This is a genomic window from Chryseoglobus sp. 28M-23, assembly GCF_014789785.1.
Classification (GTDB): domain Bacteria; phylum Actinomycetota; class Actinomycetes; order Actinomycetales; family Microbacteriaceae; genus Microcella; species Microcella indica.
In genome coordinates this window covers 984,951-1,008,704 of the sequence record NZ_CP061846.1, presented here as the reverse complement: position 1 = coordinate 1,008,704, position 23,754 = coordinate 984,951, and the positions used below count along the sequence as shown (strand labels likewise).

Annotated in this window: 23 protein-coding genes; 11 read left to right on the top strand and 12 right to left on the bottom strand. The window is 70.9% G+C overall.

Annotation, left to right across the window (positions count from 1 at the left end):
• Together IE160_RS04915 and IE160_RS04910 are read right to left on the bottom strand one after the other, a co-directional pair.
• The gene (locus IE160_RS04915) at positions 1 to 420 is read right to left on the bottom strand and encodes a hypothetical protein (RefSeq protein WP_191151809.1); all 420 of its coding nucleotides are present in this window, start codon (positions 418 to 420) and stop codon (positions 1 to 3) included.
• Entirely contained in the window at positions 420 to 617 is a 198-nt protein-coding gene (locus IE160_RS04910) for a hypothetical protein (RefSeq protein WP_152583125.1), read from the bottom strand. Before IE160_RS04910 ends, IE160_RS04915 begins: the two co-directional genes overlap by 1 nt.
• 110 nt (positions 618 to 727) lie before the next feature.
• On the opposite strand from IE160_RS04910, the gene IE160_RS04905 reads away from it, so the two are divergent.
• From IE160_RS04905 to IE160_RS04895, 3 genes are all read left to right on the top strand, one after another.
• Positions 728 to 1,138, top strand: coding sequence for a hypothetical protein (locus tag IE160_RS04905; RefSeq protein ID WP_152583126.1), 411 nt, complete (start codon positions 728 to 730; stop codon positions 1,136 to 1,138).
• A 16-nt stretch (positions 1,139 to 1,154) separates the two neighbouring features.
• Positions 1,155 to 1,640 carry an HNH endonuclease gene (locus IE160_RS04900; RefSeq protein ID WP_191151808.1) on the top strand — a complete coding sequence of 162 codons (486 nt, stop codon included), beginning with the start codon at positions 1,155 to 1,157 and terminating at the stop codon, positions 1,638 to 1,640.
• 114 nt (positions 1,641 to 1,754) lie between these two features.
• Entirely contained in the window at positions 1,755 to 2,738 is a 984-nt protein-coding gene (locus tag IE160_RS04895) for a carbohydrate kinase family protein (protein WP_191151807.1), read from the top strand.
• A gap of 64 nt (positions 2,739 to 2,802) precedes the next feature.
• Here IE160_RS04895 and IE160_RS04890 read toward each other — a convergent pair whose 3' ends face one another.
• The 4 genes from IE160_RS04890 to IE160_RS04875 all read right to left on the bottom strand — a co-directional run bounded on the left by IE160_RS04890 (position 2,803) and on the right by IE160_RS04875 (position 6,909).
• The gene (locus tag IE160_RS04890; RefSeq protein ID WP_191151806.1) at positions 2,803 to 3,369 is read right to left on the bottom strand and encodes a hypothetical protein; all 567 of its coding nucleotides are present in this window, start codon (positions 3,367 to 3,369) and stop codon (positions 2,803 to 2,805) included.
• Between the two features lie 108 nt (positions 3,370 to 3,477).
• A complete protein-coding gene (locus tag IE160_RS04885) occupies positions 3,478 to 4,170 on the bottom strand; it encodes a DarT ssDNA thymidine ADP-ribosyltransferase family protein (protein ID WP_191151805.1) in 693 nt (230 codons plus the stop codon).
• A 174-nt stretch (positions 4,171 to 4,344) separates the two neighbouring features.
• Positions 4,345 to 5,916: a bifunctional phosphatase PAP2/diacylglycerol kinase family protein gene (locus IE160_RS04880; RefSeq protein ID WP_191151804.1), complete on the bottom strand. Its 1,572-nt coding sequence runs from the start codon at positions 5,914 to 5,916 to the stop codon at positions 4,345 to 4,347.
• A gap of 63 nt (positions 5,917 to 5,979) precedes the next feature.
• Positions 5,980 to 6,909, bottom strand: a complete 930-nt coding sequence (locus tag IE160_RS04875; RefSeq protein ID WP_191151803.1) for a J domain-containing protein — start codon at positions 6,907 to 6,909, stop codon at positions 5,980 to 5,982.
• A gap of 26 nt (positions 6,910 to 6,935) precedes the next feature.
• On the opposite strand from IE160_RS04875, the gene IE160_RS04870 reads away from it, so the two are divergent.
• Positions 6,936 to 9,179, top strand: a complete 2,244-nt coding sequence (locus IE160_RS04870) for a S9 family peptidase (protein WP_191151802.1) — start codon at positions 6,936 to 6,938, stop codon at positions 9,177 to 9,179.
• 33 nt (positions 9,180 to 9,212) lie between these two features.
• On the opposite strand, the gene IE160_RS04865 is transcribed toward IE160_RS04870, so the two are convergent.
• Entirely contained in the window at positions 9,213 to 10,130 is a 918-nt protein-coding gene (locus IE160_RS04865; RefSeq protein WP_191151801.1) for an aldo/keto reductase, read from the bottom strand.
• 119 nt (positions 10,131 to 10,249) lie between these two features.
• On the opposite strand from IE160_RS04865, the gene IE160_RS04860 reads away from it, so the two are divergent.
• Genes IE160_RS04860 through IE160_RS04850 form a run of 3 tightly spaced genes read left to right on the top strand, consistent with a single transcriptional unit; the run spans position 10,250 to position 13,319 of the window.
• Positions 10,250 to 10,990, top strand: coding sequence for a Pr6Pr family membrane protein (locus IE160_RS04860; RefSeq protein ID WP_191151800.1), 741 nt, complete (start codon positions 10,250 to 10,252; stop codon positions 10,988 to 10,990).
• Positions 10,987 to 11,904 carry an aminotransferase class IV gene (locus tag IE160_RS04855; RefSeq protein WP_191151799.1) on the top strand — a complete coding sequence of 306 codons (918 nt, stop codon included), beginning with the start codon at positions 10,987 to 10,989 and terminating at the stop codon, positions 11,902 to 11,904. Before IE160_RS04860 ends, IE160_RS04855 begins: the two co-directional genes overlap by 4 nt.
• Positions 11,905 to 11,927: 23 nt before the next feature.
• The gene (locus IE160_RS04850; protein ID WP_191151798.1) at positions 11,928 to 13,319 is read left to right on the top strand and encodes a maltokinase N-terminal cap-like domain-containing protein; all 1,392 of its coding nucleotides are present in this window, start codon (positions 11,928 to 11,930) and stop codon (positions 13,317 to 13,319) included.
• A gap of 121 nt (positions 13,320 to 13,440) precedes the next feature.
• Here IE160_RS04850 and IE160_RS04845 read toward each other — a convergent pair whose 3' ends face one another.
• Both IE160_RS04845 and IE160_RS04840 read right to left on the bottom strand, forming a co-directional pair.
• Positions 13,441 to 15,579, bottom strand: a complete 2,139-nt coding sequence (locus tag IE160_RS04845; RefSeq protein ID WP_191151797.1) for a DEAD/DEAH box helicase — start codon at positions 15,577 to 15,579, stop codon at positions 13,441 to 13,443.
• 161 nt (positions 15,580 to 15,740) lie between these two features.
• A complete protein-coding gene (locus tag IE160_RS04840; protein ID WP_191151796.1) occupies positions 15,741 to 17,597 on the bottom strand; it encodes a DUF2207 domain-containing protein in 1,857 nt (618 codons plus the stop codon).
• Between IE160_RS04840 and IE160_RS04835 the strand changes: the two genes are divergently transcribed.
• Positions 17,596 to 19,029, top strand: a complete 1,434-nt coding sequence (locus tag IE160_RS04835; RefSeq protein ID WP_191151795.1) for a M20/M25/M40 family metallo-hydrolase — start codon at positions 17,596 to 17,598, stop codon at positions 19,027 to 19,029. The two genes, IE160_RS04840 and IE160_RS04835, sit on opposite strands and share 2 nt — an antisense overlap.
• A gap of 21 nt (positions 19,030 to 19,050) precedes the next feature.
• Here IE160_RS04835 and IE160_RS04830 read toward each other — a convergent pair whose 3' ends face one another.
• Positions 19,051 to 19,947 (bottom strand): glycerophosphodiester phosphodiesterase, encoded by an 897-nt coding sequence (locus IE160_RS04830; protein ID WP_191151794.1) that lies wholly within the window; start codon positions 19,945 to 19,947, stop codon positions 19,051 to 19,053.
• A gap of 67 nt (positions 19,948 to 20,014) precedes the next feature.
• Complete coding sequence (locus IE160_RS04825) at positions 20,015 to 21,496, bottom strand: SDR family oxidoreductase (RefSeq protein WP_191151793.1); 1,482 nt, start codon at positions 21,494 to 21,496, stop codon at positions 20,015 to 20,017.
• Positions 21,497 to 21,722: 226 nt separating this feature from the next.
• Between IE160_RS04825 and IE160_RS04820 the strand changes: the two genes are divergently transcribed.
• The 3 genes from IE160_RS04820 to IE160_RS04810 all read left to right on the top strand — a co-directional run bounded on the left by IE160_RS04820 (position 21,723) and on the right by IE160_RS04810 (position 23,181).
• Positions 21,723 to 22,595: an HhH-GPD family protein gene (locus IE160_RS04820; protein ID WP_224744583.1), complete on the top strand. Its 873-nt coding sequence runs from the start codon at positions 21,723 to 21,725 to the stop codon at positions 22,593 to 22,595.
• Positions 22,596 to 22,663: 68 nt separating this feature from the next.
• On the top strand, positions 22,664 to 22,975 hold the full coding sequence (locus IE160_RS04815; protein ID WP_191151791.1) for a 2TM domain-containing protein: 312 nt from the start codon (positions 22,664 to 22,666) through the stop codon (positions 22,973 to 22,975).
• 44 nt (positions 22,976 to 23,019) lie between these two features.
• Positions 23,020 to 23,181 carry a hypothetical protein gene (locus tag IE160_RS04810; RefSeq protein WP_191151790.1) on the top strand — a complete coding sequence of 54 codons (162 nt, stop codon included), beginning with the start codon at positions 23,020 to 23,022 and terminating at the stop codon, positions 23,179 to 23,181.
• Between the two features lie 26 nt (positions 23,182 to 23,207).
• Here IE160_RS04810 and rbfA read toward each other — a convergent pair whose 3' ends face one another.
• The gene (gene rbfA, locus IE160_RS04805; RefSeq protein WP_191151789.1) at positions 23,208 to 23,684 is read right to left on the bottom strand and encodes a 30S ribosome-binding factor RbfA; all 477 of its coding nucleotides are present in this window, start codon (positions 23,682 to 23,684) and stop codon (positions 23,208 to 23,210) included.
• Between the last annotated feature and the right edge of the window lie 70 nt (positions 23,685 to 23,754).

The window sequence follows — 23,754 nt, the reverse complement described above, 5'->3', positions numbered from 1 at the left end:
TCACCTTGACAAATTCCGCTGCGCCAACGTCAGCAAGTGAGTGAGTGACCCCCGCTCGGCGTGAAACTGCCAGTGCGCAGAAGGAACCGAGTGCATGTCGGTGCGGTAGTCGAGACGAAAGAGCGGCTGCCGGTCAAGCACGGAGTATGCGGCGAACTCAGAACGGACGTTCTTGAGGTACGCGCCGGACGAGTCAGCCTCGAGATAGATCTGCGCGCTCATCGTGGCAAGCAGTGAGCCATCGACGTGCAAGGGAATGAGCGCTGTCGACCCGTCTTCGGTCGTAGGTCGCACAAAGTAGCGGTCACCATGCACCGTTGCCTCGGCATCGAACCCAGGGGTACCGGGAAGCGTGCCAGTGAAGGTCTCGCTCAGCTCGCGAGCGAATGCCACGACCTTCGATTCGAGACTGCTCGCCACTACTCGAAGGGTGTCTCTGCCTCACCCAACAAGAAGCCGATGGCGTCAAGGCGTTCTAGGGCGTGCCATTCGTCGCCGATCAGAAGACCCCGCTGAGCATCCGCACGCAACGAAACCTCGTCGCGCCCAACCGACTGCACAATGGCGAGACGCTCAGATTCGAGCGACTCGCGCGTCGGTGTTTCGATTCTGCCCACAGTGACCTCCTTGATCACATCAGAGTAGATCACCGACCTCCGACAGCCACCCAAGCTCTGGACAAGGTGTGGAACGAATAGGCTGCCTGCCAACGAGGTGAGGAGCAGTCATGCTGTCGAGCGAAGAGCAAGCACTCCTGCGCCTCGAGATCTTCGCCGACCTCGAGCTCTTCATCGCGTCGCGCGGCGGGTTCGCCAGCCGCGACGAGCTCACGACCTTCACTCTGCGCAGCGGCATGCGCATGCCCGTCATCGACCGCAACAAGGGCATCCGCAACCCCGCCGAGTTCGACGCCACGCTCTCGATCGTCTCCGCCTCCGACAAGGGCCGCTACAACGTCTACGACGACGCCATCGACCGCGAGCGCGGGCTGCTCTTCTACTCGTGGGCCCAGGGCCCACTGCACGCCGGCGACAACCGCAAGCTCAACCTCGCCTTCGAGCAGCAGGCGCCGATCATCCTCTTCGAGAAGCCACTCGCCAACGTCTACGTGCCCGGCATCGGGGTGCTCGCGCCTTAGGCGATGCAGTATCGACGTGCTGCCCGACCAGCGGCAGTTCGTCATCGACCTCGACGACAGCGGAGTGCGAGCATCCCCGACCACGACCCTCGACAAGCGCTACGTCGAGCGCCTCGTGCGGCAGCGCGTGCACCAGCCCGTGTTCCGCGCGCGCGTCCTCAGCGCGTACGGCAAGCGGTGCGCCATCTGCACCCTCACATACGCCGAGCTTCTGGATGCTGCGCACATCCTGCCCGACAGCGACGAGCGCGGCCTTCCGGTGGTCACGAACGGCATGGCGATGTGCACGATCCACCACCGCGCCTACGACCAGAACTTCCTCGGCGTCAGCCCCGACTACACCGTGCACATCAACGAGCGACTGCTCGCCGACCGCGACGGGCCCATGCTGCAGTACGGGCTGCAGGCGATGGACGGCAAGCGACTCGAGCTACCGTCGCGACGCGACGACGCGCCCGACCGCGAGCACCTCGCCGAGCGTTTCCACGCCTTCAGCGTGTAGCCATCGGCGGACTGCCCCGACAACGTCACTCCGAGTCGAAGCACGGCTACGAATACCCGGATACGGTGGAAGTCAACGGCGCTCGGGGATGCGCCAGCACGTGAGGGGGCTCTGATGACCGAAGAACGACGGAGGGCGACGCGCGCGCTCGTGCTCGGCGAATCGCTCATCGACATCATCCTCGACGGCGAGACGCGCACCGAGGTGCCCGGCGGCAGCCCCATGAACCTCAGCATCGGCCTCGCCCGCCAAGGCATCGACGTCGCCTTCATCACGTCGCTCGGCGCCGACCGGCACGCCGACACCATCGAGCGCCGACTCGTGCACGAAGGCGTCGACGTGTACACGCCACGGCGCGCCGGCCGCACCTGCACGGCCACGGCCACGCTCGACGACCGAGGAACACCCAGCTACGACTTCGACCTCACGTGGATGCTCGACCACACCGACACTCCCGCAGGAGTGCCCGACGTCGTGCACTTCGGCTCACTCGGCTCGGCCCTGCAGCCCGGCGCCGACCAAGTCGACGAGCTCGTCGCCCGGTACCGTGGCGACGCCCTCGTCACCTACGACCCCAACATCCGCCCGCGCATCGAGCCCGACCGCGACGCCGCCCGCGCACGCGTCGACCGGCACGCCGCGCTCAGCGACATCGTCAAAGCGAGCGACGAAGACCTCGCCTACCTGCACCCCGAACTTGTCGCCGACCCGGCAGACATCGCCGACGAGGTGCGCGAAGCCATGATCGAGTCGACCATCGCGCGCTGGCTCGCCGCCGGCACCTCGCTCGTCGTCATCACCCGCGCCGAGCACGGCATCGACATGGCTACCGCGCAGAGCAGGCTGCACATACCTGGCCACCACCCGGCCGTTGTGGACACGATCGGCGGCGGCGACGCGTTCATGGCCGGCCTCATCGCCGGGCTCGACGTCGTCGGACTCTTCCGCGCCACCGGGCGCGACACCCTGAGCACGCTCGCCCCGCACACCCTGCGCCGCGCCGGCTCGTGGGCGCAGCGCACCGCCGAGATCACCGTCGGCCGAGTCGGAGCAGACCCGCCCACCTCGGTGGAGCTGCTGCCGCGCCGTCAGGCCTAGAGCTACTGCTCGGCGTGAGTGCAGACCAGTGCTGCCCCGGTAAGCGCGCCCCGGCGGCCGACCACTAGCAGCTGACGAGCTCCTCCGGCAGATCGAAGGTGAACTGGATCATGATCGACTCCGAGAGGTCATCGTTGACGAGGGCGCTCGCTCCCGACAGCACGCCGCCGTCGTAGGTGAACGTCGCGTTGCCCTCTTGCGTCGACCATGTGCCCTCCGGCCCCTGATAGTCGATGAAGTTCGCCCGCGCACCCGACTGCTCCTGCGTGTACGCGAAGAACAGCACGTCCTCACCCTCCGCAGACTGTGCGACCGCGATCGAGTTGAAGACCTCGGTCGTGAGCTCGTTCGACTGCACCGGCTCGCAGTTCACGGCCTCGATCACGCTGTAGCTCGTCGTGCCCACCGTGATCGTGCCCAGATCGGCACCAGCGCCGGCCTCAGCATCACCGTCAGACGATTCCGACTCGCCGCCGTCAGCCTCGGCCGGCGCCTCGACCTCCTCGCCCGCAGCCGGAGCCTCAGCCTCACCCGCACCGCCGGCGCATCCCGCCAGGGCGACCACGAGCGCCCCCACCATGAGCGGCACGAAGCCAGGCACCAGCCGCTCAGAAACGTCCTTCACCGTCATCAGTCACCCTCCCGAGTACAGACATGTCGCTTTGCGTACACGACATACTTTCCCCAAGAGCGCGCCCAGGCGCAAGCAATTGTCAGGAAACTGGCGGTGCTGCGCGACCTACTCGGCGACGACCGGCACGAACCACGGCGGGTACACGGCGACCTTGATCGACACCCCCGCCGACTTCAGCAGCGCGCGCACCTCATCGCGGCGCGGGTCATTCGCCACGGCGACGAGTGCCACCGACGACAGCGGCACCGTGCCGGGCACGAGCGCCTCCGCTGCCTGCAAGACTGCGGCATCCGAGGCCGCGCGGGCGAGCATCCGCTTACGATCCTCCGGCGACCGCGCCAGCGACGTCACCACCGCAGCCGCATCACCGTCAGAGACCACCAGGTCATCATCGACCGACGACAGGTCGACGCCCAGAACGACGAAATCGACCGTGGATGCGGCCCGCGCCTCATTACTCCACGTCGGGCCCGCAGCGCCGTCCTGCACCTCACCCCACCAGGTCGCGAGCGGGCTCAACGAGAACGGCACGCAGTCCGCCACCGATACCGAGTCGTCGACCGGCGCGGTCGACCGCAGTTCATCCGTGATCGCACTCGCCAGCTTGAGCGCCGGCGACGCGGCCGACGACGGCCGCAGCTCACCCGCCTCCAGAATCGCCGGCAGGTTCGACACGTGCGTGACGTGGAACATGCGGTGCGGAAGGTTCGGCGGCCGCACCTCCGCCGCCTTGCCCGTCGCCCCCGGCGCCGGACTGCGCAGACTCTTGGCCGCCGTGCGCGGCGACCGACGACTCACGAGCGGCTTCTGCGGCTCGGGCGGCGGATAGCACGTTGCGCACATGCCGGGCTCGAAACCGTGGACGCACTCCTCAGGCACTGCACTCCTCTACCGGGCCGGCGCGAATGCCGCGGCCCGTCACTCCAGGCTACCGCGCCCACCCGAGGGCGCCGCCCGCCCCGCAGCGCGCGGTCAGGGCGCACTCGGCGCGTACACCCGCAGACCGCCCGGCCGCATGGCGACCTCCACGACACCGGCGAGCTGCTCGACGGAGGCCTCGCCGTCGCACGCGAAGCCCGGCTTCGTCGACCGGTCGTGCAACGCCATACGCACCTCGTCGGCGTGGAACGACTGCATGGCCATCCGCGGCCGCCGCCCCGCGTGCAGGATGCGCACGTCGAGCGCGCCATCGTCGAGCCGGCCGCGCCACAGCGGCCCCTGCTCGAGCGTGCCGTAGTCGTTCACCCCCACGAACACCGACCACACGCGCGCCGCCTCACCGTTCACCGAAACCGTGAACGGCGTCGACCGGCGCAGCACCCGCCGCACCGCGAGCACCGCCCCCAGCGGCTTGCCCACCCGCTTCGCCAGACGCGAGCGCTCCTCCACGAGCTGCGGATACACCCCTAGCGACACCGTGTTGAGCGCCGTCGACCACGGGCCACCCCCGATGCGCACCTCGGCGACATCGTTCAGCAGGCCCGCACCCTCGACGATCGCGTGCGCAGCAACCGCGATGGAGGCCACGCCCGCGGTGCGGGCGAACGCATTGCGCGTGCCCGCCGGAAACACCGCGAGCGGCAGACCGTGCTCGCGCGCCACCTGCGCGACCGCCGACACCGTGCCGTCACCGCCCGCCACCCCGAGCGCGTGCACGGCGTGCGACCAGCCCCGACGCCTTAGCGCGCGTCGCGCGAGCGCCGCCACATCACTGTCGGGCGTCGTGCGCACGACGTGGGCACGCGGCAGCCGGCGCTCGATCTCGCGCCCAGCATCGCCGCCGAGCCCCGCCGCCGGGTTCACGATGACGATGAGACCGCGCCCCTGCGGCAGAGCGGGCAACGGGATGCTCGGGGCCGCCGACCCGACAGCGCGCCGACCCGACCGTGCCGACCGCGCGACCGCCGCCGAGGCTCCCGCCGCACCCAGACCGATGAGCGTGCCGCCCACCACGTCGGAGGGCCAGTGCGCCCCCGTGTGCACGCGCGAATAGGCCACCGCCGCCGCCACCGGGGCGATGACCGCGCCCGCCACCGGGCGCTCGATCGCGACCCCCGCCGCGAACGCCGCAGCGCTCGCCGAGTGGCCGGAGGGGAACGACGGCGACGACGGCAGGCGACGGATGCGCCGCGCCGCCGGCAACAGCGTGTGGTCGGGGCGCTGCCCGCCGAACAGCCGCTTGCCGATGAGGTTCGCGACCGCGCTCGCCGTGAGCAGACTGCCGACCCCGCGAATCCCGGCGCGCCAGCGCCCCGCCGCCGCGAGGGAGAACGCGATGCCGAACCACAGGAGCCCGCGGTCGGCTGCTCGAGACAGGGCGCGTAGGCCGCCATCGACCCGCGGGTGGTACGCGCCGCGGTTCAGGCGCTTGACGATCGCGCGGTCGGCGCGCCCCACCCACGCCGGCAGCACGAGGCGACGACGACCAGGCTCGGCGATCAGGCTCGGCGAGCCGGCCCTCGCCGCGGCGCGCTGGACGGCGCTGCGAGCGACGGGGGCGTCGGCGGCGCGAGCGGGACTGGAGGGCGCGCGAGAACGAGGCATAACACCACCGTGCCGCGTGGCGGCACCGCGCGAAAGGGGGTTGCGCGCCGGGCGCGTGCCCCGCTACACGAAGCGCACGGTCTGCTGCAGGCGCGTGCGCACCTCGAACAGGTCGGTGCCGCCCACGCCGACACCCGGCAGGCCTGTGCGGATGAGGTTCACGAGGCGCGACCGCTGCACGAGCAGGCCCTGCGCCCCGCGGATGGATCGCAGCTCGGTGAGGGAGGCAGGAGCCTGAGCATCATCGACCACGATCACGAACGCCGAGAACTTGACCTTCGCCGCTCGCGCGACGACTTTCGCGCGCTGCGCGAGCAGGTGCAGGGGGCGTTCCTCCGACCCGAGACCCTCGCCGATGAGTTCGCCGCGCTTGATGCGCACCGGCTCGCCCCAGTCCTCGCTCAGCACCGCCCACAGGCCCGTCGGGCCCAGCACGATGTGGTCGAGCTTGTCGTCGCGCGTCGGGCCCGCCAGCACGTCGTGCCAGATCGTGAAGCCCATGCCGAGCGTCGTGAGCGCCGTCGCCGACTTCTCTTCCGCGATCGCCGCCGCCAGCAGGTGGCGAATCTCGCGGGGTGCGCGCCGCACCAGCTGCGGGTCGAACGGGTCGACCTCGCCGTCGCCGCGGCCGATCCACTCGTTCATGAGATCCAAGAACTGCTCGCGGTACCAGCCACCGGGGTGGCCGTGCGCTTTCGCGCTCGGGCGGGTATCGCCGCGCCGCATGCCGCCGCCAGACGTCGACTGCGCCCACGTCGACCCGGGCGCACCGGCGCCGCTATCGGCGCCGACATCGTAGGCGCGCCGTGCCGCGGGCGTGCCGACGCGCTGCCAGGCCTGCTGCACGCGATCGAACTCCGCTGCCGACCCCCCGGTATCCGGATGCGCGGCACGCAGCCGCGCTCGGTACGCCCTCTTCAGCTCGTCATCGCTCGCCGTCGGGCTCACACCCAGCACCTCGTACGGACCGGCGGCAAGTGGGGACTCAGACATCTCCTCACCAGCCTACGCTGGAGACGATGAGTACCTCCCCAGCACCGACCCCGCCTACCGCCGCCCGCAAGCCGCACGAGCGCCGCCACCACGGCGATGTGTTCCTCGACCACTACGAGTGGTTGCGCGAGAAGGACAGCCCCGAGGTGATCGCCCACCTCGACGCCGAGAACGCCTACGCCGACGAGCGCATGCGGCACCTCGGCCCGCTGCGCGACCGCATCGTGGAGGAGATCCGGTCGCGCACGCAGGAGACCGACATGGGCATCCCCGTGCGGGACGGCGACTGGTGGTACTACGGGCGCACCATCGAGGGTCAGCAGTACGGGCTGCAGTGCCGCGTGCCCGCCGCCCCGATCGACCCCGCCAACCCGCTCGACCCGGCAGTGTGGACTCCCCCACCGCCCCTCGACGACCCCTCCCAGCCGCGCGAGGGCGAGCAGCTCCTGCTCGACGCGAACGTGGAGGCCCAGGGGCACGACTTCTTCTCGTTGGGCTCCTTCGACGTGAGCGACGACGGCACGATGCTGCTGTTCGGCGTCGACACGATCGGCGACGAGCGGTACACGCTGCGCATCCGCGACTTGGCGACCGGCGAGCAGCTCGCCGACGAGATTCCCGGCACCGCGGCCGGCGCCTTCTTCGACCCCAGCGGGCGTTACGTCTTCTACTCGACCGTCGACGAGTCCTGGCGCCCCGACACCGTGTGGCGGCACGAGGTCGGCACGCCGACCGCCGACGACGTGAGCGTCTTCCACGAACCGGACGACGGCTACTGGGTGGGCGCAGGGCGCTCCCGCTCGAAGCGCTGGCTCGTCATCGAGGCCTCGAGCAGCATCACGAGCGAGGCGCGCGTGCTCGACGCCGCCGACCCCACCGGCGAGTTCACCGTCGTGTGGGCGCGCGAGCACGGCGTCGAGTACGACCTCGACCACGCGGTGATCGGCGGGGAGGACCGCTGGCTCATCACCCACAACCGCGAGGCGCCCGACTTCACGGTCGTCTCCGTACCCGTGGATGCTCCGCTCAGCGAGCCCGAGACGCTCATCCCGCACGAGCCGGGTCGCCGGGTCGAGGGCGTCGACGCCTACGCGGCGTTCCTCACCCTCGACTACCGCCGCGAGGGGTTGCCGCGCACCGCGATCGCGCGCCTCGCCGACGTGCAGCCGCACCGCTCGCTGGCCGAGCAGCTGCACTGGGACGAGCTCGTCGTGCCCGTGCACGGCGGCCCCGACGCGCTCGCGAGTGTCGGCACCCGCGGCAACCCGGAATGGCACCAGCCGACGCTGCGCATCGGCTGGGTGAGCTTCATCGAGCCGACGACCATCGGCCAGCTCGACGTGGCAACCGGAGCGATCACGGTGCTCAAGCGGCAGCCCGTGCTGGGTGACTTCGCGACGGAGGAGTACGAGGAGCGCCGCGACTGGGCGCGCGCCGACGACGGCACGCTCGTGCCGATCTCGCTCGTGTGGAAGCGCGGTCTCGTCCCCGCCCTCGACGTCGATTCGGCCGCCGGGTCGTCTCGCGCCGAGGTGAGCGTCGAACCCGCCCCGGTGCTGCTGTACGGCTACGGCTCCTACGAGGCGAGCATGGACCCTGGCTTCTCGATCCCCCGCCTGTCGCTCCTGGACCGCGGCGTCGTGTTCGCGATCGCGCACGTGCGCGGCGGCGGCGAGCTGGGCCGCGCCTGGTACGAGCAGGGCAAGACGACGTCCAAGACGAACACCTTCACCGACTTCGTCGCGTGCGCACAGCACCTCGTCGACTCGGGCGTGACGGTGCCCGAGCGTCTCGTCGCCGAAGGCGGCAGCGCTGGCGGCCTCCTCATGGGCGCGGTCGCGAACCTTGCGGGCGACCTCTTCGCCGGCATACTCGCCGACGTTCCCTTCGTGGACCCGCTCACGAGCATCCTCATGCCCGAGCTGCCGCTCACCGTCATCGAGTGGGACGAGTGGGGCAACCCGCTCGAGGATCCCGAGGTGTACGAGTACATGAAGGCTTACTCGCCCTACGAGAACGTGACCGAGCAGCGGTACCCGCGCATCCTCGCCGTCACCTCGCTCAACGACACGCGCGTGCTGTACGTCGAGCCGGCGAAGTGGGTGGCCCGCCTGCGCGAGGTGGGGGCGGATGCGCTCCTGCGCTGCGAGATGGAGGCAGGCCATGGCGGCGTGAGCGGCCGATACGCGGCGTGGGCGCAGCGCGCCATCGAGCTCGCGTGGATGCTCGACGTGCTCGGCCTCGCCGACCCCGCCGACCCCGCGGAGTAGCCGAGCAGACGAGCCGGCGAGGCGCCAGCCTGGCTAGGCCAGGCGCGCGAGCTCGTCCTCGCTCAGGACGAGATCGAAGGACTCGATGAGGCTCTGCAGCTGCTCGACGCTGCGCGCGCTCGCGATCGGGGCGGCCACGCGTCGCTGCTGCCGCAGCCAGGCGAGAGCGACGGCCGCCATGCTCACGCCGCGGTCCGACGCGACCGATTCGAGCGCGTCGAGCAGTTCGACGTTGCGCGGCGTCTCGAGCAGCCGTGAGGCAGCGCCGGCGCTCGGCGAGTCGACCGTCGCACCCGCCCGGTACTTGCCGGTGAGAAACCCGCCCTGCAGCGCGCCATAGGGCAGCTCGATGATGTCGAGCTGCTTCAGGGTCGGCACGAGACCCGACTCGATATCGCGGTGCACGAGGCTGTAGCCGTCCTGCGAGACGGTGAAGGGCTCCACGCCGTGCGCCTTGGCCACATCGACCGCGGAGTGCAGGCGATCGGCCGAGAAGTTGCTCGCGCCGATGCGGCTCACGAGGCCCTCCGCGACGAGCTCGCCGAAGGTCATGACGACGTCATCCTGCGGCACCTCGGGGTCGTCGCGGTGGGCGTAGTACAGGTCCACGTAGTCGGTCTGCAGGCGCTCGAGCGACTCGTTCAGCGCCGCGCGCACGTTCGCCGGCGCGAGCCCGGGCCGGTCGGGCTTGGCGAACACCTTGGTCGCGATGCTGACCCGCTCGCGCATGCCGGGGCGCGCGCTCAACCAGGCGCCGATGACGCGCTCCGACTCCCCGCCGACGTGCCCGTCCACCCAGATCGAGTACGAGTCGGCCGTGTCGATGGCCGTGCCGCCCGCCTCGACGAACGCGTCGAGCACCGCGAAGCTCGCCGACTCGTCGGCCGTCCACCCGAAGACGTTGCCGCCCAGCACGAGAGGGCCGAAATCATGGGATGCGGAAGAAGTCATCCCGCCAGGCTATCGACCCGTACCTGAGCATCCCGACACGCAGACAGGTCGGTATGTACCCCGAATTGTCACCCCATGCATCTGGATATACCTGGTCACGGGTTGGTAACGTCGAGCAGGTGACTCCGTCGTCCCCCCTCGGCGAGACCGCAGCTTCAGCCCGACTCCACACCCTCCGCCACATCGCGGGTGTCATCAGCATCGTCGTCGGTCTGCTCGTTCTGGTCGCGCTCATCACCCAGATCACCGACCAGCTCGAGTTCGGTCGTTTCGAGCCGACCGAGTACTTCGCCTACTTCACGATTCAGACCGCGATGATCAACATCGTCGTCCTCATCGCGGGCGGCGTGCTCGCCTTCGCGATGGAACGCGATACGCGCCTCTACACGGCGATCCGCGCCTCCGCGTTCACGTACGCGCTCGTGACGGGCGCCGTCTACAACCTGCTGCTGCGCGATGTCGTCAACGCCGACGGCTACGTGGGGCCGGTGTGGGCCAACCAGGCCCTGCACGTGTGGGTGCCGATCTACTTCGCGCTCGACTGGCTGCTGACGCCCGGCCGCGTGCGCATCGGGTGGTCGACGCTGTGGCTGGCCGTGAGCTACCCGCTCATCTGGGTCGCCGTGACGCTGCTGCGCATCGAGTTCCTCGACGGCTGGTACCCCTACCCGTTCCTCAACCCGGACGGACCCATGGGCGTTCTCGGCGTGGTCACCTACGTCGTCGCGATCGCCGCCGCCATCATCGTGCTCGCGATCATCGCGGTGACCATCAACCGAGTGCACACGCGCGGAGTGCGCGAGGTGAGCCACGGTCGCCGCGGCACAGGGCCCATCCACCTGCCATCATCGAGGGCATGACCCACGGCGCGACACTGCCCTCGAGCCCACTCCCGACCTCGAGCTCGACGCACCCGCTCCTGCTCATCACCCACGACGGCTCCGGTGCGGCGACGGGCTTCGTGGAGGCCGATGCCGAGCATCCTCACCTGAACATTCACGATCTCGGGGTGACGCGCGGTGACGGCATCTTCGAGACCTACAGCATCGGCCGCGGCCACGTGCAGGCGCTCGACGCGCACCTGGAGCGCTTCGCCCGCTCGGCGCGCATGCTCGACCTGCCTCAGCCCGACCTGGGAGTCTGGCGCGACGCGGTGCTCGAGATCGGCCAGCGCCTCGCCGACCACGAGGAGGCGTGGGTGCGCACGATCCTCACGCGCGGCATCGAAGGGCACGACATGCTCACCGGCTGGGCGCAGGGCCGCCCCTCGCCCGACTACCGGCGCGAGCGCACGGAGGGCCTGCGCGTCGCCCTGCTCGACCGCGGGCTGCGCAGCGACGTCGCGCAGACCAGCCCCTGGCTGCTCGCGGGGGCCAAGACCCTCTCCTACGCGGTGAACCGCGCCGCCGTGCGGGAGGCGCAGCGGCGCGGGGCCGACGACGTCGTGTTCGTCTCGACCGACGGCTTCCTGCTCGAAGGGCCCAACTCGACCGTCGTGCTGCGGCGCGGCGACACCCTCTCGACCCCGCCAGTCGACTTCGGCATTCTGCCCGGCACGACGCAGGGCGACCTCTTCGCCGCGGCACCCGAGTGGGGCCTGCAGGCGGTCATGGAACCGCTCACACCCGACGACCTGCACGCCGCCGACGCGGCCTGGATCGTCTCCAGCGTGCGGCACGTGACGCCGATCCGCGCGGTCGATGGCGTCGAGCGGCCGATCGACGCGAGCCTGAGTGCCGCCTGGAACGGGTACCTCCACGCACGACTCTCCTAGGCGGGGCTTGTACGGTGGGTCGCATGGACAGCACGACGGAGTGCCTCACCGACTGGATGACGCGACAGCGGTGGTACGCCGGCAAAGGGCGCATCCCGCAGCTCGTCGAGGTCTTCCGTGAGGAATGGCAGGCACGCGCAGTGACGCCGCACGACGGCGACCCGTCGAGCGAGCCCGCAGCACCTGCCACGTCCCAGGCCTCCGATGATGAGGACGCCCGCATCATCGTGCTCCTCGTGCGCGACCTCGCCAACAATCCGCCCTCGCTCTATCACGTGCCGATGGTCGAGCGCTCGACCATTCCGAAGGGCGCGGGCCCGTACCTCATCGGGCGCACCGATGACGACCGCTACCTCTTCGACGGCGCCTTCGACCCGCTCTACACGACCGAGCTGCTGCACCGCCTGTCGGTGACCCGCGCCGACACGCGGTCGCGCGTGCACGGCGGCGAGCAGTCGAACACGTCGATCATCTACGACCAGGGCTCGGAGGCCGCGGTCGTCGCCAAGATCTTCCGCCTCGTGCACACGGGCGAGAACCCGGATGTCACGTTGCAGACCGCTCTCACGAGCGCCGGCTACCGCTCGGTTCCGCGGATGCTCGGCTACCTGTCCGGCACCTGGCACGACCCCTACGAGCAGGAGGAGCGGTCGGTCGGCCACCTCGCGTTCGCGCAGGAGTTCATCCCGGGCGTGCAGGACGGCTGGCAGATCGCCCTGCAGTCGTCGGCCGACCGCGACGACTTCACCGCGCACGCCGAGCGCCTCGGCCGCACGACCGCGGAGGTGCACACGGGTCTCGCGGCGTGCCTGCCGACGCGCGAGGCGACGCTCGGCGACATCGTCGGCTTCGTCGCGGGGTGGCACCAGCGCCTCGCGATCGCGACCTCCGACGTGCCCGAGCTGCGTGCCCTGCGGCCCGCGATCGAGGCCGTGTACGACTCGGCGCAGGACGCGCCGTGGCCGAAGCTGCAGCGCATCCACGGCGACTACCACCTCGGGCAGGTGCTGCGACGGCCGAGCGGCGAGTGGCTGCTCGTCGACTTCGAGGGCGAGCCGCTTCGGCCCCTCTCGGAGCGCACGCGCGCCGACTCCCCCCTGCGCGACGTCGCGGGCATGCTGCGCTCGTTCGACTACGTCGTGGGCGCGCGCCGCAACACGGCGGCCGACGAGGCCGCGCGCGACGCGGTCGACCCCGAGTGGGCGCGTTCCGCTCGCGCGGGGTTCCTCGACGGGTACATCGCCGAGAGCGAGGTCGACCTGCGCGCGCACCGGCAGCTGCTCGACGCCTTCGAGCTCGACAAGGCCGTCTACGAGGCCATGTACGAGGCGCGCAACCGCCCGGCCTGGCTGCCGATCCCGCTCGCGGGCATCCGCTACCTCGTCTCCGAAGAGCGGCTCGCCGCTCGTCGCTGACGCACGATCTCGCCCGAGTCACTCCATTCGTGACACATCACGCGAAACGTTCGGCGTGAGTCGTCACAAACGGCGTGACTGGATACCCGGGTGACAGGGGGCGACGCGGGCAAGGCGCGCGCTAGAGGGTCTTCTCGAGCTCCTCGGCGAGCATCTGGCTGAGCGCCTGCACCTGCACGGTGCCCTCCGCTGTGACCTCGACATCGGAGCCGTCGAGCGCGCGCGCCGCGAGGCCCGCCTTGGCGTCGATGAGGTCGGCGATGCGCAGGTCGATCGTCTGCGCGGCGAGGATGCGCCATGCCGTGACGGGCAGCTCCTGACCGATGCGGTGCACGCGGTCGATCGCCTGCGTCTGCTCTGCCGAGGTCCACGACAGCTCCGCGAGGACGACGTTCGACGCCGCCTGCAGGTTGATGCCCACGCCCGCGGCCGAGAGCGAGCACACGATGACGCTCACATCCGGGTCGTTCGTGAACCCGTCGATCGCCTCCTGGCGCGCCTTCGGGCTCTGGTCGCCGCGAATGCTCACCGAGCGCATGCCGACCGAGGCGAAGTGCCGCTCGGCCGCGTCCATGACGTCGATGTGCTTGGCGAAGAACACGACCTTGCCCACGTTGCGCGCCAGCTGCGCCGTGTAGTCCGCCGCGAGCACTGCCTTCGCCGTACCGATCTGGCGCACCATCGTGAACACGTTGTCGCCGTTCGAGGCGCCCTTCGACTCCTCGAGCTCGGCGTGCGCGACGAGGCGCACAAGATCGTGGTCGATGCCGATCGGCGGCACCTCGCGCGCCGCGACGACGCGCCGGTACCGGTCGACGAGGCGCGCGAGCAGCGCTGCCTCGGAGGCCCGGATCGAGCGGCCGAACTCGTCGTCGAGCTCGACGGGGATGTCGGCGATGCGACGGGCGGGGATGTCGGAGGCGACGTCTACCTTCTTGCGGCGCACGATGCCCATGTCGATGACGCACTGGCGAGCGGCTGCGAAGAAGCCGGGGTCGGCGGGCGTCAGCTCGGTCTCCTCGAGGGCGGCCATGAGGCGGCCCGTGGGCTTCTTGTCGTCGATCCAGCCGAGGAACTTCCAGATCATGCGGAAGTCTTCGATCTGGTTGATGAGCGGAGTGCCGGTGAGCGCCATCATGAGCGCCTTCGGGTGCAGCACGCGCAGAGCCGCCGCAAGGGACTGCACGTGGCGCGTGCGCTGCGATGTCGCGTTCTTGATGAAGTGCGCCTCGTCGACGACCATGCCCTTGAAGCCGAACCGGCCGAGCCAGCCCACGTGACGGTCGAGGATCTCGTAGTTGACGATCACGACGTCGCTGAACGCGTCGAGGTCGTCGCCGTCGCCGTGCACGACCGTCGCGGTGCGCTGCGGGATCCAGCGCTGCACCTCGCGCGCCCAGTTCGTCTTGACGACGTTCGGCACGACCACGAGGAGCGGGAAGGCGCCGGCGACGTTGGCCGCCATGAGCGCCTGCGCCGTCTTGCCGAGACCGGGCTCGTCGGCGAGCAGGAAGGTGCGGTGACCGCCACGCACCGCCTCGATGAGGCGGGCCTGGTGGCGCATGAGCTCCATGCCGCCGGGGGTGACGAGCGAGCCGGCCTCGGGCAGCGTCATCGACGCGGCCTGACCGCCCGCGCCGTACTCGAACGAGCGGAACAGCGGGTCGATGAGCTCCCAATTCGACAGGCGCGAGCCCGTCGACGACGCCGCCGCCGAGAGCGCGCTCAGATCGGGGGCGAGGAAGGGGTTCGCGAGCTGCGCCTGCTTGACGCTCGGGGGCACGACCTGCTTCGCCACCTCGGCCGTGACGGGCGTGGGCTCGCTCACGATGAGCAGGTCATCCGGCTCCAGCTCGGCACCCGACGCGAGAAGCATGTCGCGTCGCAGCGCCCTCGCGGCATCGGAGACCTTCGCCTCGGGAGCGAGCAGCGCGATGAGCGAGGTGTCGCGGGCGGCGGTCTTCGCCATGATGCTCGCGAGCCCGTCGAGGCGCTTGAGAACCTCTGCGCGCTCGCTGTCGCCGACCTCCGAGTCCTGCTTGACGCGGGCCCGCTCCTCGCGCACGAGCAGCGCCGCGACCTGGAACTTCGTGCGGTTCGAGGGGCTCGCCTTGCCGCGCTCGGCGGCGTTCTCGACCTCGCGCACGGCGCGGGCGAGAATCGGGATGATCCCCTGCTCATCGAGCGGGCGGCGACGGCGCGAGCCGTTGCCGCTCGACTTGGACGAGCTCTTCCTCTGACGCTGGCCGGTCCGGGCCATGCCCCTCCTCGACAAGACTGGAGCACGGCGTGCGTGCCAGCCGAACGGTGACTGCGCGATACCGCCTACTCGAGCTGCGGTACCGCCGAACGTGATGCAGCACTCCGAGGCCCTGACCCGATCGAGGAACGACCGGTGAGCGGAATGCCGTGAGGAAGAGTTTACACCCCGCCGCCGCCTCCGCCGCCACCGCCACCGCCGGACGACCCGCCGCCGCCCGAACCGCCGCTCGAGCTCGAGCCCGAGTAGCTCGACGACAGGGTCGTGCTCACCGACGACACCCCCGCCGCGAAGGCACCCACGCTGAACGAGCGCGAGCTCGAGTACCAGCCGGGCTGCTGGCCTTCGCCGTAGTACTCGCCGATGACCTCGGCCCACTCCTTCTCGTGCTTGCCGAGCACCGCCCACGGCAGCAGGCGCTCGTAGAGCTTGAGCCGCTCGCCGCTGTCTGCCGCGTTCACGGGTTCGCGCAGCGCCCCCTCGGGCGACTGCAGCACGCGCATGCGGTCGGCCTCGGCGAGCTCCAGGTAGTCGTCGAGACCCTTCAGGTGGTCGACGATCTCGGCACCCTCCGCAGTGAGCGGCTGCTTCCACAGATTGCCGCCGACGATGAAGAAGCACAGCATCGGCACGAGGATGAGCGCGAACGTCACGAGACCGGCGCGCCCCTCGTCGTCGAGCGAGACCGCGCCGATGAACGACAGCACGCTCGCCCCTGCCGTGAGAGACGAGAGCCCGAACGAGTACTTGGCCGGGATGCTCCGCCTCCAGCCGCGCGACAGCACCGACTTCGCGACGCGCGCGAGCTGCTTCTGAATCTTCGTGCTGAGCGTCGTGTTCTGCGCCTTCAGGGTGTGCTCGGTGCCGCCGACGAGCCCGCCGCCGAAGAAGTAGGTGAGCAGCCGACGCTCCTCCCCCTCCACGCCGAGAGACGACTCGAGCCGCAATCGCCACTGCTGACGCTTGAAGAGGCCGCCCTTGTCGACCTCCATGATCGTGATGACGCCGCGCACCGCGAAGTCGACGAGTTGCGAGGCGACGCCGCGCGACTTGCGGTGCGTGAGGACCGCGGCGTCGAGCAGCGACACTCCCTTCGGCGGGAGGTACTCGGGCACGATCACGGGTCGGCCCGGAGCATCCCGAAAGCGGGTGCGCCGCAGGATGATCGCCGCGATCGCCGTCACCAGGGCGATGGCCACGCCCGCGAACTGCACCCACGCCCACGGCGAGGCGAGCGGCGAATCGTCGAAGAGCGTGAACGTGCCCGGCTCGAAGGCGACCGCGAGCGTCACGTTCTGGAACGGCAGCAGGTCGCGCCCCTCCGCCACGATCGTGTCGCCCTCGGCGGTGATCGAGCACGTGTCGCGCGACCCGCCGTAGCCCTGGTAGCACGCGAGCTGGCCCTCGATGAGAGCACCATCGAGGCCGTCCTCCAGCAGCAGGGTGCCGCGCACGACGCCGAAGGGCTGCGGCCAGTCGGTGCCGTTGATGTTCCAGTAGAACTCCTCGGCCGTCGTGGTCGTGAAGTAGTCGACCACGTCACGCTGCGTGTACGTGATGACGTAGGTCTGCACGCCGCGCACGAAGCTGCCCTCCGGCACGGCGGAGGTGACCGTCACGATGCCCGAATCGGCGTCGACGCTGTACGGTCGCGGATCGCCCGACTCGTCGGTGACGGAGACCACCTCGAGGCTCGTCGTGTGCCCCTGGTAGGTGGCCGGGATGGCGCGGCGGATGCCGCGGTTCTGGTCGAACTCGGGGAACCGGGCGACGATCGTCTCGGTGGTCGTGAGCGTCGAGTGGCCGTCGTCGTCCCGCCCGAGCACGTACTGCGCCTCGAAGCTGTCGAACCCGAAGTCGTTGACGTCGGCCGGGAGCATCGCACCGCCGACCGCGGCGAGCGGTGCCGTTGCGGTGCTCGCGGGGCTCCCCAGCGGCGGGGGCGCCGCCTGCGCGGGGCCGGCCGCCGCGAGCGGCGTGAGGATTCCGAGGCAGAGGAGTGCGACGATGGTGCGCATGGCTTCGACCGTATCCGCAAACCGTTCGCGCGACGAGTACCCAGACCGGGTCAGCGCCGGGGTCACCGCCGGGTTCAGCGACGACCAGGCTCTCGAGGCACTGCGACAGCTGCTGCGCATCCCCACCATCTCCCGCCCCGCCACCGGGCCGGGGCCGCGCACCGACCCAGCCCCCTTCGAGCAGTTCATCGCCGCGCTGCCCGGGCTCTTCCCCCACGTGCACGCGACGCTCGAGCTCGAGCGCGTCGGCGGAGACCCCGGCTACGCGCTGCTCTACCGGTGGCGCGGCACCGACCCAGCCGGCGCGGCCGAACCCACCGTGCTCATGGCGCACTACGACGTCGTGCCGGCGACCGACGAGGGCTGGCAGCATCCGCCGTTCGCCGCCGAGATCGTCGGCGCCGGCGACGCGGCCGTGCTGTGGGGGCGCGGCACGCTCGACGACAAGGGCTGCGTCGTCGCGATTCTCAGCGCCGTCGAGCGCCTCCTCGTCGCCGGGCACACGCCCCGGCGCGACGTGCTGCTGTGCTTCGGCAACGACGAGGAGGTCTTCGGCACCGGGGCGCGCAGCATCGTCGACGTGCTGCGGGAGCGGAGCATCCGGCCCTCCCTCGTGCTCGACGAGGGTGGCGCGATCGTGCGCGAGATCTTCCCCGGCGTCGACGAGGACTACGCCGTGATCGGCGTCACCGAGAAGGGCGTCACGACCCTGCGCTTACGGGTGGACGAGCACGGCGGCCATGCGGCGAGCCCGCCAGCGTTCGCCGCGACCGAGCGACTGGCCCGCGCCATTCTGCGCCTGAACCGACGGCCGTCGCGGGCCCGGCTGGGCACGACGACGCGCACCATGATCCGCGCGCTCGGTGCACGAGCTCGGCAGCCGCTGCGCGCCGTGTTCGGCGCCGTCGACGTGCTCGCCCCCCTGCTTACGCGCGTGTTCGTGCGTCGCGGCGCCGAGACCGCCGCCCTCACGCGCACCACGCGCGCCGTCACCGAGCTGCGCGCCGGGCACGCCCACAATGCCCTCGCCGAGTTCGCCGAGGCGACCCTCAACATGCGCATCGCCCCCTGGTCGAGCGTCGAGGAGGCCGTCGAGGAGGTGCGCCGAGCGATCAACGACGACGCCGTGCAGATCGACGTGGTCGAGGCGAGCGAGCCCTCCCCCGTCTCCCCCGACCGCGGTGCGGCGTGGGACGACCTCGTCGCGGCGATCCGCGCCGTGCACCCCGGCCTGCTCGTGACGCCCTACGTCATGATGCAGGCGAGCGACGCGCGCTGGTTCACGGCCGTCAGCGACCACGTGTACCGGTTCGCGCCGTTCCGCATGAGCGGCGAGGAGCGCGCCTGCCTCCACGCGAAGGACGAGAGGATGCGCGTGACCGCCTTCCTCGACGGCATCGAGGTGTACCGGGCGCTGCTCGCGCGGCGGTGACGCTCGCGCCGTGCCGCGCGCTTAGGCCTCGGCCGGGGAGGGCTGCCAGTGGGCATGCCGGCGCGGAGCATCCGTGACCACGGCGTCGACTCCCAGCGCGATCGCGCGCTGCCACAGCCGCGGGTTGTTGAGGGTGTAGACGACGACCGTGATGCCGGCGTCGTGCAGGGCGTCGACCGCGTGCGGCTCGACCTCGAACGAGCGCAGGCTCGTCACGACGGTCGAGGCGCCCACGCGCTCGGCGAAGCGCACCGGGTCGGCGGGAAGTCTCCTTACGACCGCCGCCCGGGCCAGACTGGGCGCCGTGCGCCAGAGCTCCAGGAGCGTCTCCTCCTCGAAGCTGCCGATCACGACGCGATCCTGCACGCCGTGCCGGTAGATCTGCGCCGCGAGCGGCGCGAGGCCCTCCTCGGGCCACACTCCCTTGAGCTCGATGAGCGCACGCGCGGCGGAGCGCTGCAGGAGCGGGAGGAACTCGCCGAGGGTCGGGATGCCCGTGCCGCTCCACGCGCTGCCGTACCAGGTGCCCGCATCGAGGGCGCGCAGTTCGGCGAGCGTGTGCTCGGCGACGGAGCCCGCGCCGTTCGTCGTGCGGTCGAGCAGCTCGTCGTGCACGATGACGGCGTGGCCGTCGAGCGTGAGGCGCACGTCGAGCTCGACGATGTCGGCTCCGCTCGCGAGCGCCGCCTCGAGCGCGGGCAGGGTGTTCTCCGGCGCGCTCGCCGGGTCGCCGCGGTGGGCGATCGTGAGCGGCATGCCGTCGTTCAGGCGGGCAGAGCCGAGAGGCTGCGCGGCGTGCACGGTCGCCGCGGTGTGGTCGATCGCGAGCACGGCGACGAGGGCGACCGTGGCGGTGAAGCAGGCGGCGATGCGACGCGCGGAGTAGCCCGCGGGGTGGGTCCTGCTGGGGTGCGCCATCGACATCGCTTTCGGGTGAGTCTCATGGGTGCCGCCTCATTGCGGTCTCCCCACCCTAGCGCAGTCGTTACCGTTTCGTTACTTTCTCGTCGACCCGTGTCGCCGCGGCCTTTGCGGCCATGGAGGCGGCCATGCCCGCGAAGATGACGCCGTGGAACGGCAGGATCGCGAACCAGTAGAGGCGCCCGCCGAGACCAGAGGGGAAGAAGATCGCGCGCTGCAGCAGGCGCGATCCGCCGCCCTCGCGAGGCTCCACGGTGAACTCCAACCAGGCGCGGCCCGGCACCTTCATCTCGGCTCGCAGGCGCAGGAATCGACCACGGTCGCGCTGCTCGACGCGCCAGAAGTCGAGCGCGTCGCCCGGGGCGAGCATCTCAGGGTGGCGGCGCCCGCGGCGCAGCCCCACTCCCCCGACGAGCTTGTCGAGCAGCCCACGAGCGGCCCACGCCATCGGCAGCGAGTACCAGCCGTTGTCACCGCCGATGCTCTCCACGATGCGCCACAAATCCTCAGGCTCGGCCTCCGACTCCACCTCGCGCAGGTCGGTGAACACTGTCGCGCCGCTCCACTGCGGGTCGGTCGGCAGGGGGTCGCTCGGCGCCCCCTCGACGGCGCCGTTGCGCCAGCTCGTCTCGACCTCGCCCTCGCGCATCTTCGCGAGCGCGTACCGCACCGCCGTGCGGTAGCGGGTGAGGCCGCCCTCGGGCGGCGGGATGTGCTCGTCGATGTCGGACTCGCCGACGACCGCGTCGTACTGGAGGCTCGAGATGATCGGCACCGCGAGCGAGCGCGGAATCGGCGTCACGACGTTCACCCACTGGCTCGCGAGGTACGGCGTGAGCACGGGCAGGCTCGCGATGGGACGCTGCTTGAGGCCCGCCTCGACCGCGTAGCCGTTCATCATCTGCCCGTAGCGCAGCACGTCGGGCCCTCCGATGTCGAAGGCGCGATTCACCTCGGGAGGCAGGCTTGCCGCACCGATGAGGTAGTGCAGCACGTCGCGCACCGCGATCGGCTGAATGTAGTTGCGCACCCACTTCGGCGCGGGCATGTACGGCAGCGCCTCGGTCAGGTGTCGGATCATCTCGAAACTCGCCGACCCTGAGCCGATGACGACCCCGGCCTGCAGCGCGGCCGTCGGCACACCGGAGGCGAGCAGAATGTCGCCCACCTCCTTGCGGGAGGCCAGGTGCCGCGAGAGAGGGCCGTCGGGATGCAGACCGCCCAGATACACGATCCTGGCGACCCCAGCATCCTTCGCCGCGGTGGCGACCGTCGTCGCCACGTGCCGTTCCACGGCCTCGAAGTCGCCCTTGCCGCTCATCGAGTGCACGAGGTAGTAGAGCACCTCGACGCCCTCGACCGCGCTGCGCACCTCGCCGGGGTTCGCGAGGTCGCCCTGCACGACCTCGACGTCGCCCGCCCACGGCACGTCGCGCAAGCGCGCGGGGTCGCGCACGATCACGCGCACCTCGTGGCCCGCTTCGAGCAGGCGCGGCACGAGTCGTCCGCCGATGTATCCGGTCGCTCCTGTGACGAGAATGCGCATGCAGCCACGCTAGGTCGCGTTGCTGGGCGCGAGCCGCGCCGGGCCGCGCCAACCCGTGCCGCGCGCCATGCGCCACGCCGCGCCATCCCGTGTCGCGGCATGCGCCGCGCCACGCCACGGCGATGCGCGGCACGGCCCAGATTTGCCGCACATGTGGGTTACGAGTGGACCCAAGCGCCCATTCGCGCCAGATCTGGCACCAACGGGGCCGCCTACTCTGGGGAGGGTGAGTGACATTGCGCGGAGCGTGGGCCTGTGGTTCGAGGAGCACGCTCGTGATCTGCCGTGGCGGCGAGCCGGCTTCACGCCGTGGGGCACGCTCGTGAGCGAGATCATGCTGCAGCAGACGCCCGTCGCGCGCGTCATTCCGCGGCTCGAGCAGTGGCTCGCGCGCTGGCCGAGCCCCGACGCTCTCGCCGCCGACTCCCCCGCCGAAGCGGTGCGGGCCTGGGACCGCCTCGGCTACCCCCGCCGCGCCCTGCGCCTGCACGCCGCCGCCGTGGCGATCAGCGAGCGGCACGGCGGCGAGGTGCCCCGCGACGTGGATGCTCTGCTCGCCCTCCCCGGCATCGGCGAGTACACGGCCCGCGCCGTGGCAGCCTTCGCCTTCGGGGTGCGCACCCCGGTGGTCGACGTGAACACCCGTCGGGTGCTGGCCCGCGCGGTCGCGGGTCAGGGCGAGGCGGGGCCCGCGCGCACGCGCGCCGACCTCGCCGCGATGGAGGCGCTGCTGCCGAGCGACCCGGCCGAGGCGCAGCGGTTCAACGCGGGCGCGATGGAGCTCGGCCAGACGGTGTGCACGGCGAGCACCCCGCGCTGCGCGAGCTGCCCCCTCGCGCGGCTGTGCGCGTGGCGCGCGGCGGGCTACCCCGAGTACGACGGCCCCACGGCCCCACGGCAGGCACGCTTCGCGGGCAGCGACCGCCAGGTGCGGGGGCTCATCATGCGCGAGCTGCGGCAGAGCGACACCCCTGTTCCCGCCGAGGTGGTCGAGTCGCTCTGGCCGGTGGCCGCGCAGCGCGAGCGCGCCCTCGCGAGCCTCCTCGCCGACGGTCTCGCGCTCGGCGACCCGAGCACGGGCTACACCCTGCCTGACTGAGGCGTGGGCACGGGCATCCACCGTTCGGAGGATGCGCGCAGCCGCACTGCGCACGTACCATCTGGGGCATGAGCACGCACGACAGCAGCCACGACAGCGCCACCGAGTCCGAACGGGTTCGCAAGCAGGCCTACCGCCGCCTCCGGGCCAAGCGCGACTTCCTGCGCTTCCTCCTCGTCTGGGCGGCCGTGTCGACGATCGTCGTCGCGGTGTGGGCGCTCGCGACGCCGAACACCTTCTTCTGGCCGCTGTTCCCGATCGGCGGCATGGGCATCGCCGCCATGTTCATGGCGATCGACGCCTACGGCCCGGGCACGGTCATCACCGAGTCGGCGATCGACGCCGAAGTGCAGCGCATGAACTGGCGCGGCGGCGCCTGACGACCGACTACCGCACCGTCAGCGAATACTGCGAGACTGTCCTCATGAGCGAGATGCAGTCAGCCCCCCGCAATCGGTTCACCGACCTCGTCGGCAAGCTCGGCCTCGCCGTGCTCGTCGTCATGGGCGCGCTCATCATCGTCGGCGCGGTCGCGCTGTCGATCGTGTCGATCGTGTCGACCGGCTCCATCGACCTCGGGCACTAGCGCGAGTCGGCCTAGCGCGCGTCGTCCTAGCGCGGGTCGTCGTCGAGCGCGTCGTCCTCGAGCTCCTCGTCGACCTCGTCGACGTGCTCCCGCGGCTTGACGTACGGGTCCGGGTCGCCCGCGTACTGCGCGGTGGCCGCTGAGCTGAGTGTGAGCTCGTCGCGCTCCCGTGCCTCGCGCAGAAGGGCTTCGATCGAGGCGGCGTTCTCGGGCACCCCGTCGGGGATGAACTCGAGAGACGGCGTGAGGCGCGTGTTGAGGTTGCGCCCCACCTCGGTGCGCAGCATCCCCGTCGCCGCCGTGAGGGCGGCAGCGCTGTCCGCGCGCTCCTGATCGGTGCCGTACACCGTGTAGAAGATGGAGGCGTGCTGCAGATCGCCCGTCACCTGCACGTCGGTGATCGTCACGAAGCCGAGACGCGGATCCCGCAGCCCCTTGTCGAGGCGCTTCGCGACGACCTCCTTGATGCGGTCGGCCACCTTGCGTGCGCGAGGGTTCGCCATGGTGCTGTCTCCTTCGAAAGAAGAGGGATGGGGTGCCCGCCCGTGCGGGCGGGCACCCCGGGGTTGAGGG

What these genes read in the sequence shown, in the direction of transcription:
- IE160_RS04905 (WP_152583126.1), top strand. Translation starts at nt 728, where the DNA reads ATGCTGTCGAGCGAAGAGCAAGCACTCCTGCGCCTCGAGATCTTCGCC.
- IE160_RS04895 (WP_191151807.1), top strand. Translation starts at nt 1,755, where the DNA reads ATGACCGAAGAACGACGGAGGGCGACGCGCGCGCTCGTGCTCGGCGAA.
- IE160_RS04890 (WP_191151806.1), bottom strand. Translation starts at nt 3,369, where the DNA reads ATGACGGTGAAGGACGTTTCTGAGCGGCTGGTGCCTGGCTTCGTGCCG.
- IE160_RS04880 (WP_191151804.1), bottom strand. Translation starts at nt 5,916, where the DNA reads ATGCCTCGTTCTCGCGCGCCCTCCAGTCCCGCTCGCGCCGCCGACGCC.
- IE160_RS04875 (WP_191151803.1), bottom strand. Translation starts at nt 6,909, where the DNA reads ATGTCTGAGTCCCCACTTGCCGCCGGTCCGTACGAGGTGCTGGGTGTG.
- IE160_RS04870 (WP_191151802.1), top strand. Translation starts at nt 6,936, where the DNA reads ATGAGTACCTCCCCAGCACCGACCCCGCCTACCGCCGCCCGCAAGCCG.
- IE160_RS04865 (WP_191151801.1), bottom strand. Translation starts at nt 10,130, where the DNA reads ATGACTTCTTCCGCATCCCATGATTTCGGCCCTCTCGTGCTGGGCGGC.
- IE160_RS04855 (WP_191151799.1), top strand. Translation starts at nt 10,987, where the DNA reads ATGACCCACGGCGCGACACTGCCCTCGAGCCCACTCCCGACCTCGAGC.
- IE160_RS04850 (WP_191151798.1), top strand. Translation starts at nt 11,928, where the DNA reads ATGGACAGCACGACGGAGTGCCTCACCGACTGGATGACGCGACAGCGG.
- IE160_RS04845 (WP_191151797.1), bottom strand. Translation starts at nt 15,579, where the DNA reads ATGGCCCGGACCGGCCAGCGTCAGAGGAAGAGCTCGTCCAAGTCGAGC.
- IE160_RS04835 (WP_191151795.1), top strand. Translation starts at nt 17,596, where the DNA reads ATGGCTTCGACCGTATCCGCAAACCGTTCGCGCGACGAGTACCCAGAC.
- IE160_RS04840 (WP_191151796.1), bottom strand. Translation starts at nt 17,597, where the DNA reads ATGCGCACCATCGTCGCACTCCTCTGCCTCGGAATCCTCACGCCGCTC.
- IE160_RS04830 (WP_191151794.1), bottom strand. Translation starts at nt 19,947, where the DNA reads ATGGCGCACCCCAGCAGGACCCACCCCGCGGGCTACTCCGCGCGTCGC.
- IE160_RS04825 (WP_191151793.1), bottom strand. Translation starts at nt 21,496, where the DNA reads ATGCGCATTCTCGTCACAGGAGCGACCGGATACATCGGCGGACGACTC.
- IE160_RS04815 (WP_191151791.1), top strand. Translation starts at nt 22,664, where the DNA reads ATGAGCACGCACGACAGCAGCCACGACAGCGCCACCGAGTCCGAACGG.
- IE160_RS04810 (WP_191151790.1), top strand. Translation starts at nt 23,020, where the DNA reads ATGAGCGAGATGCAGTCAGCCCCCCGCAATCGGTTCACCGACCTCGTC.
- rbfA (WP_191151789.1), bottom strand. Translation starts at nt 23,684, where the DNA reads ATGGCGAACCCTCGCGCACGCAAGGTGGCCGACCGCATCAAGGAGGTC.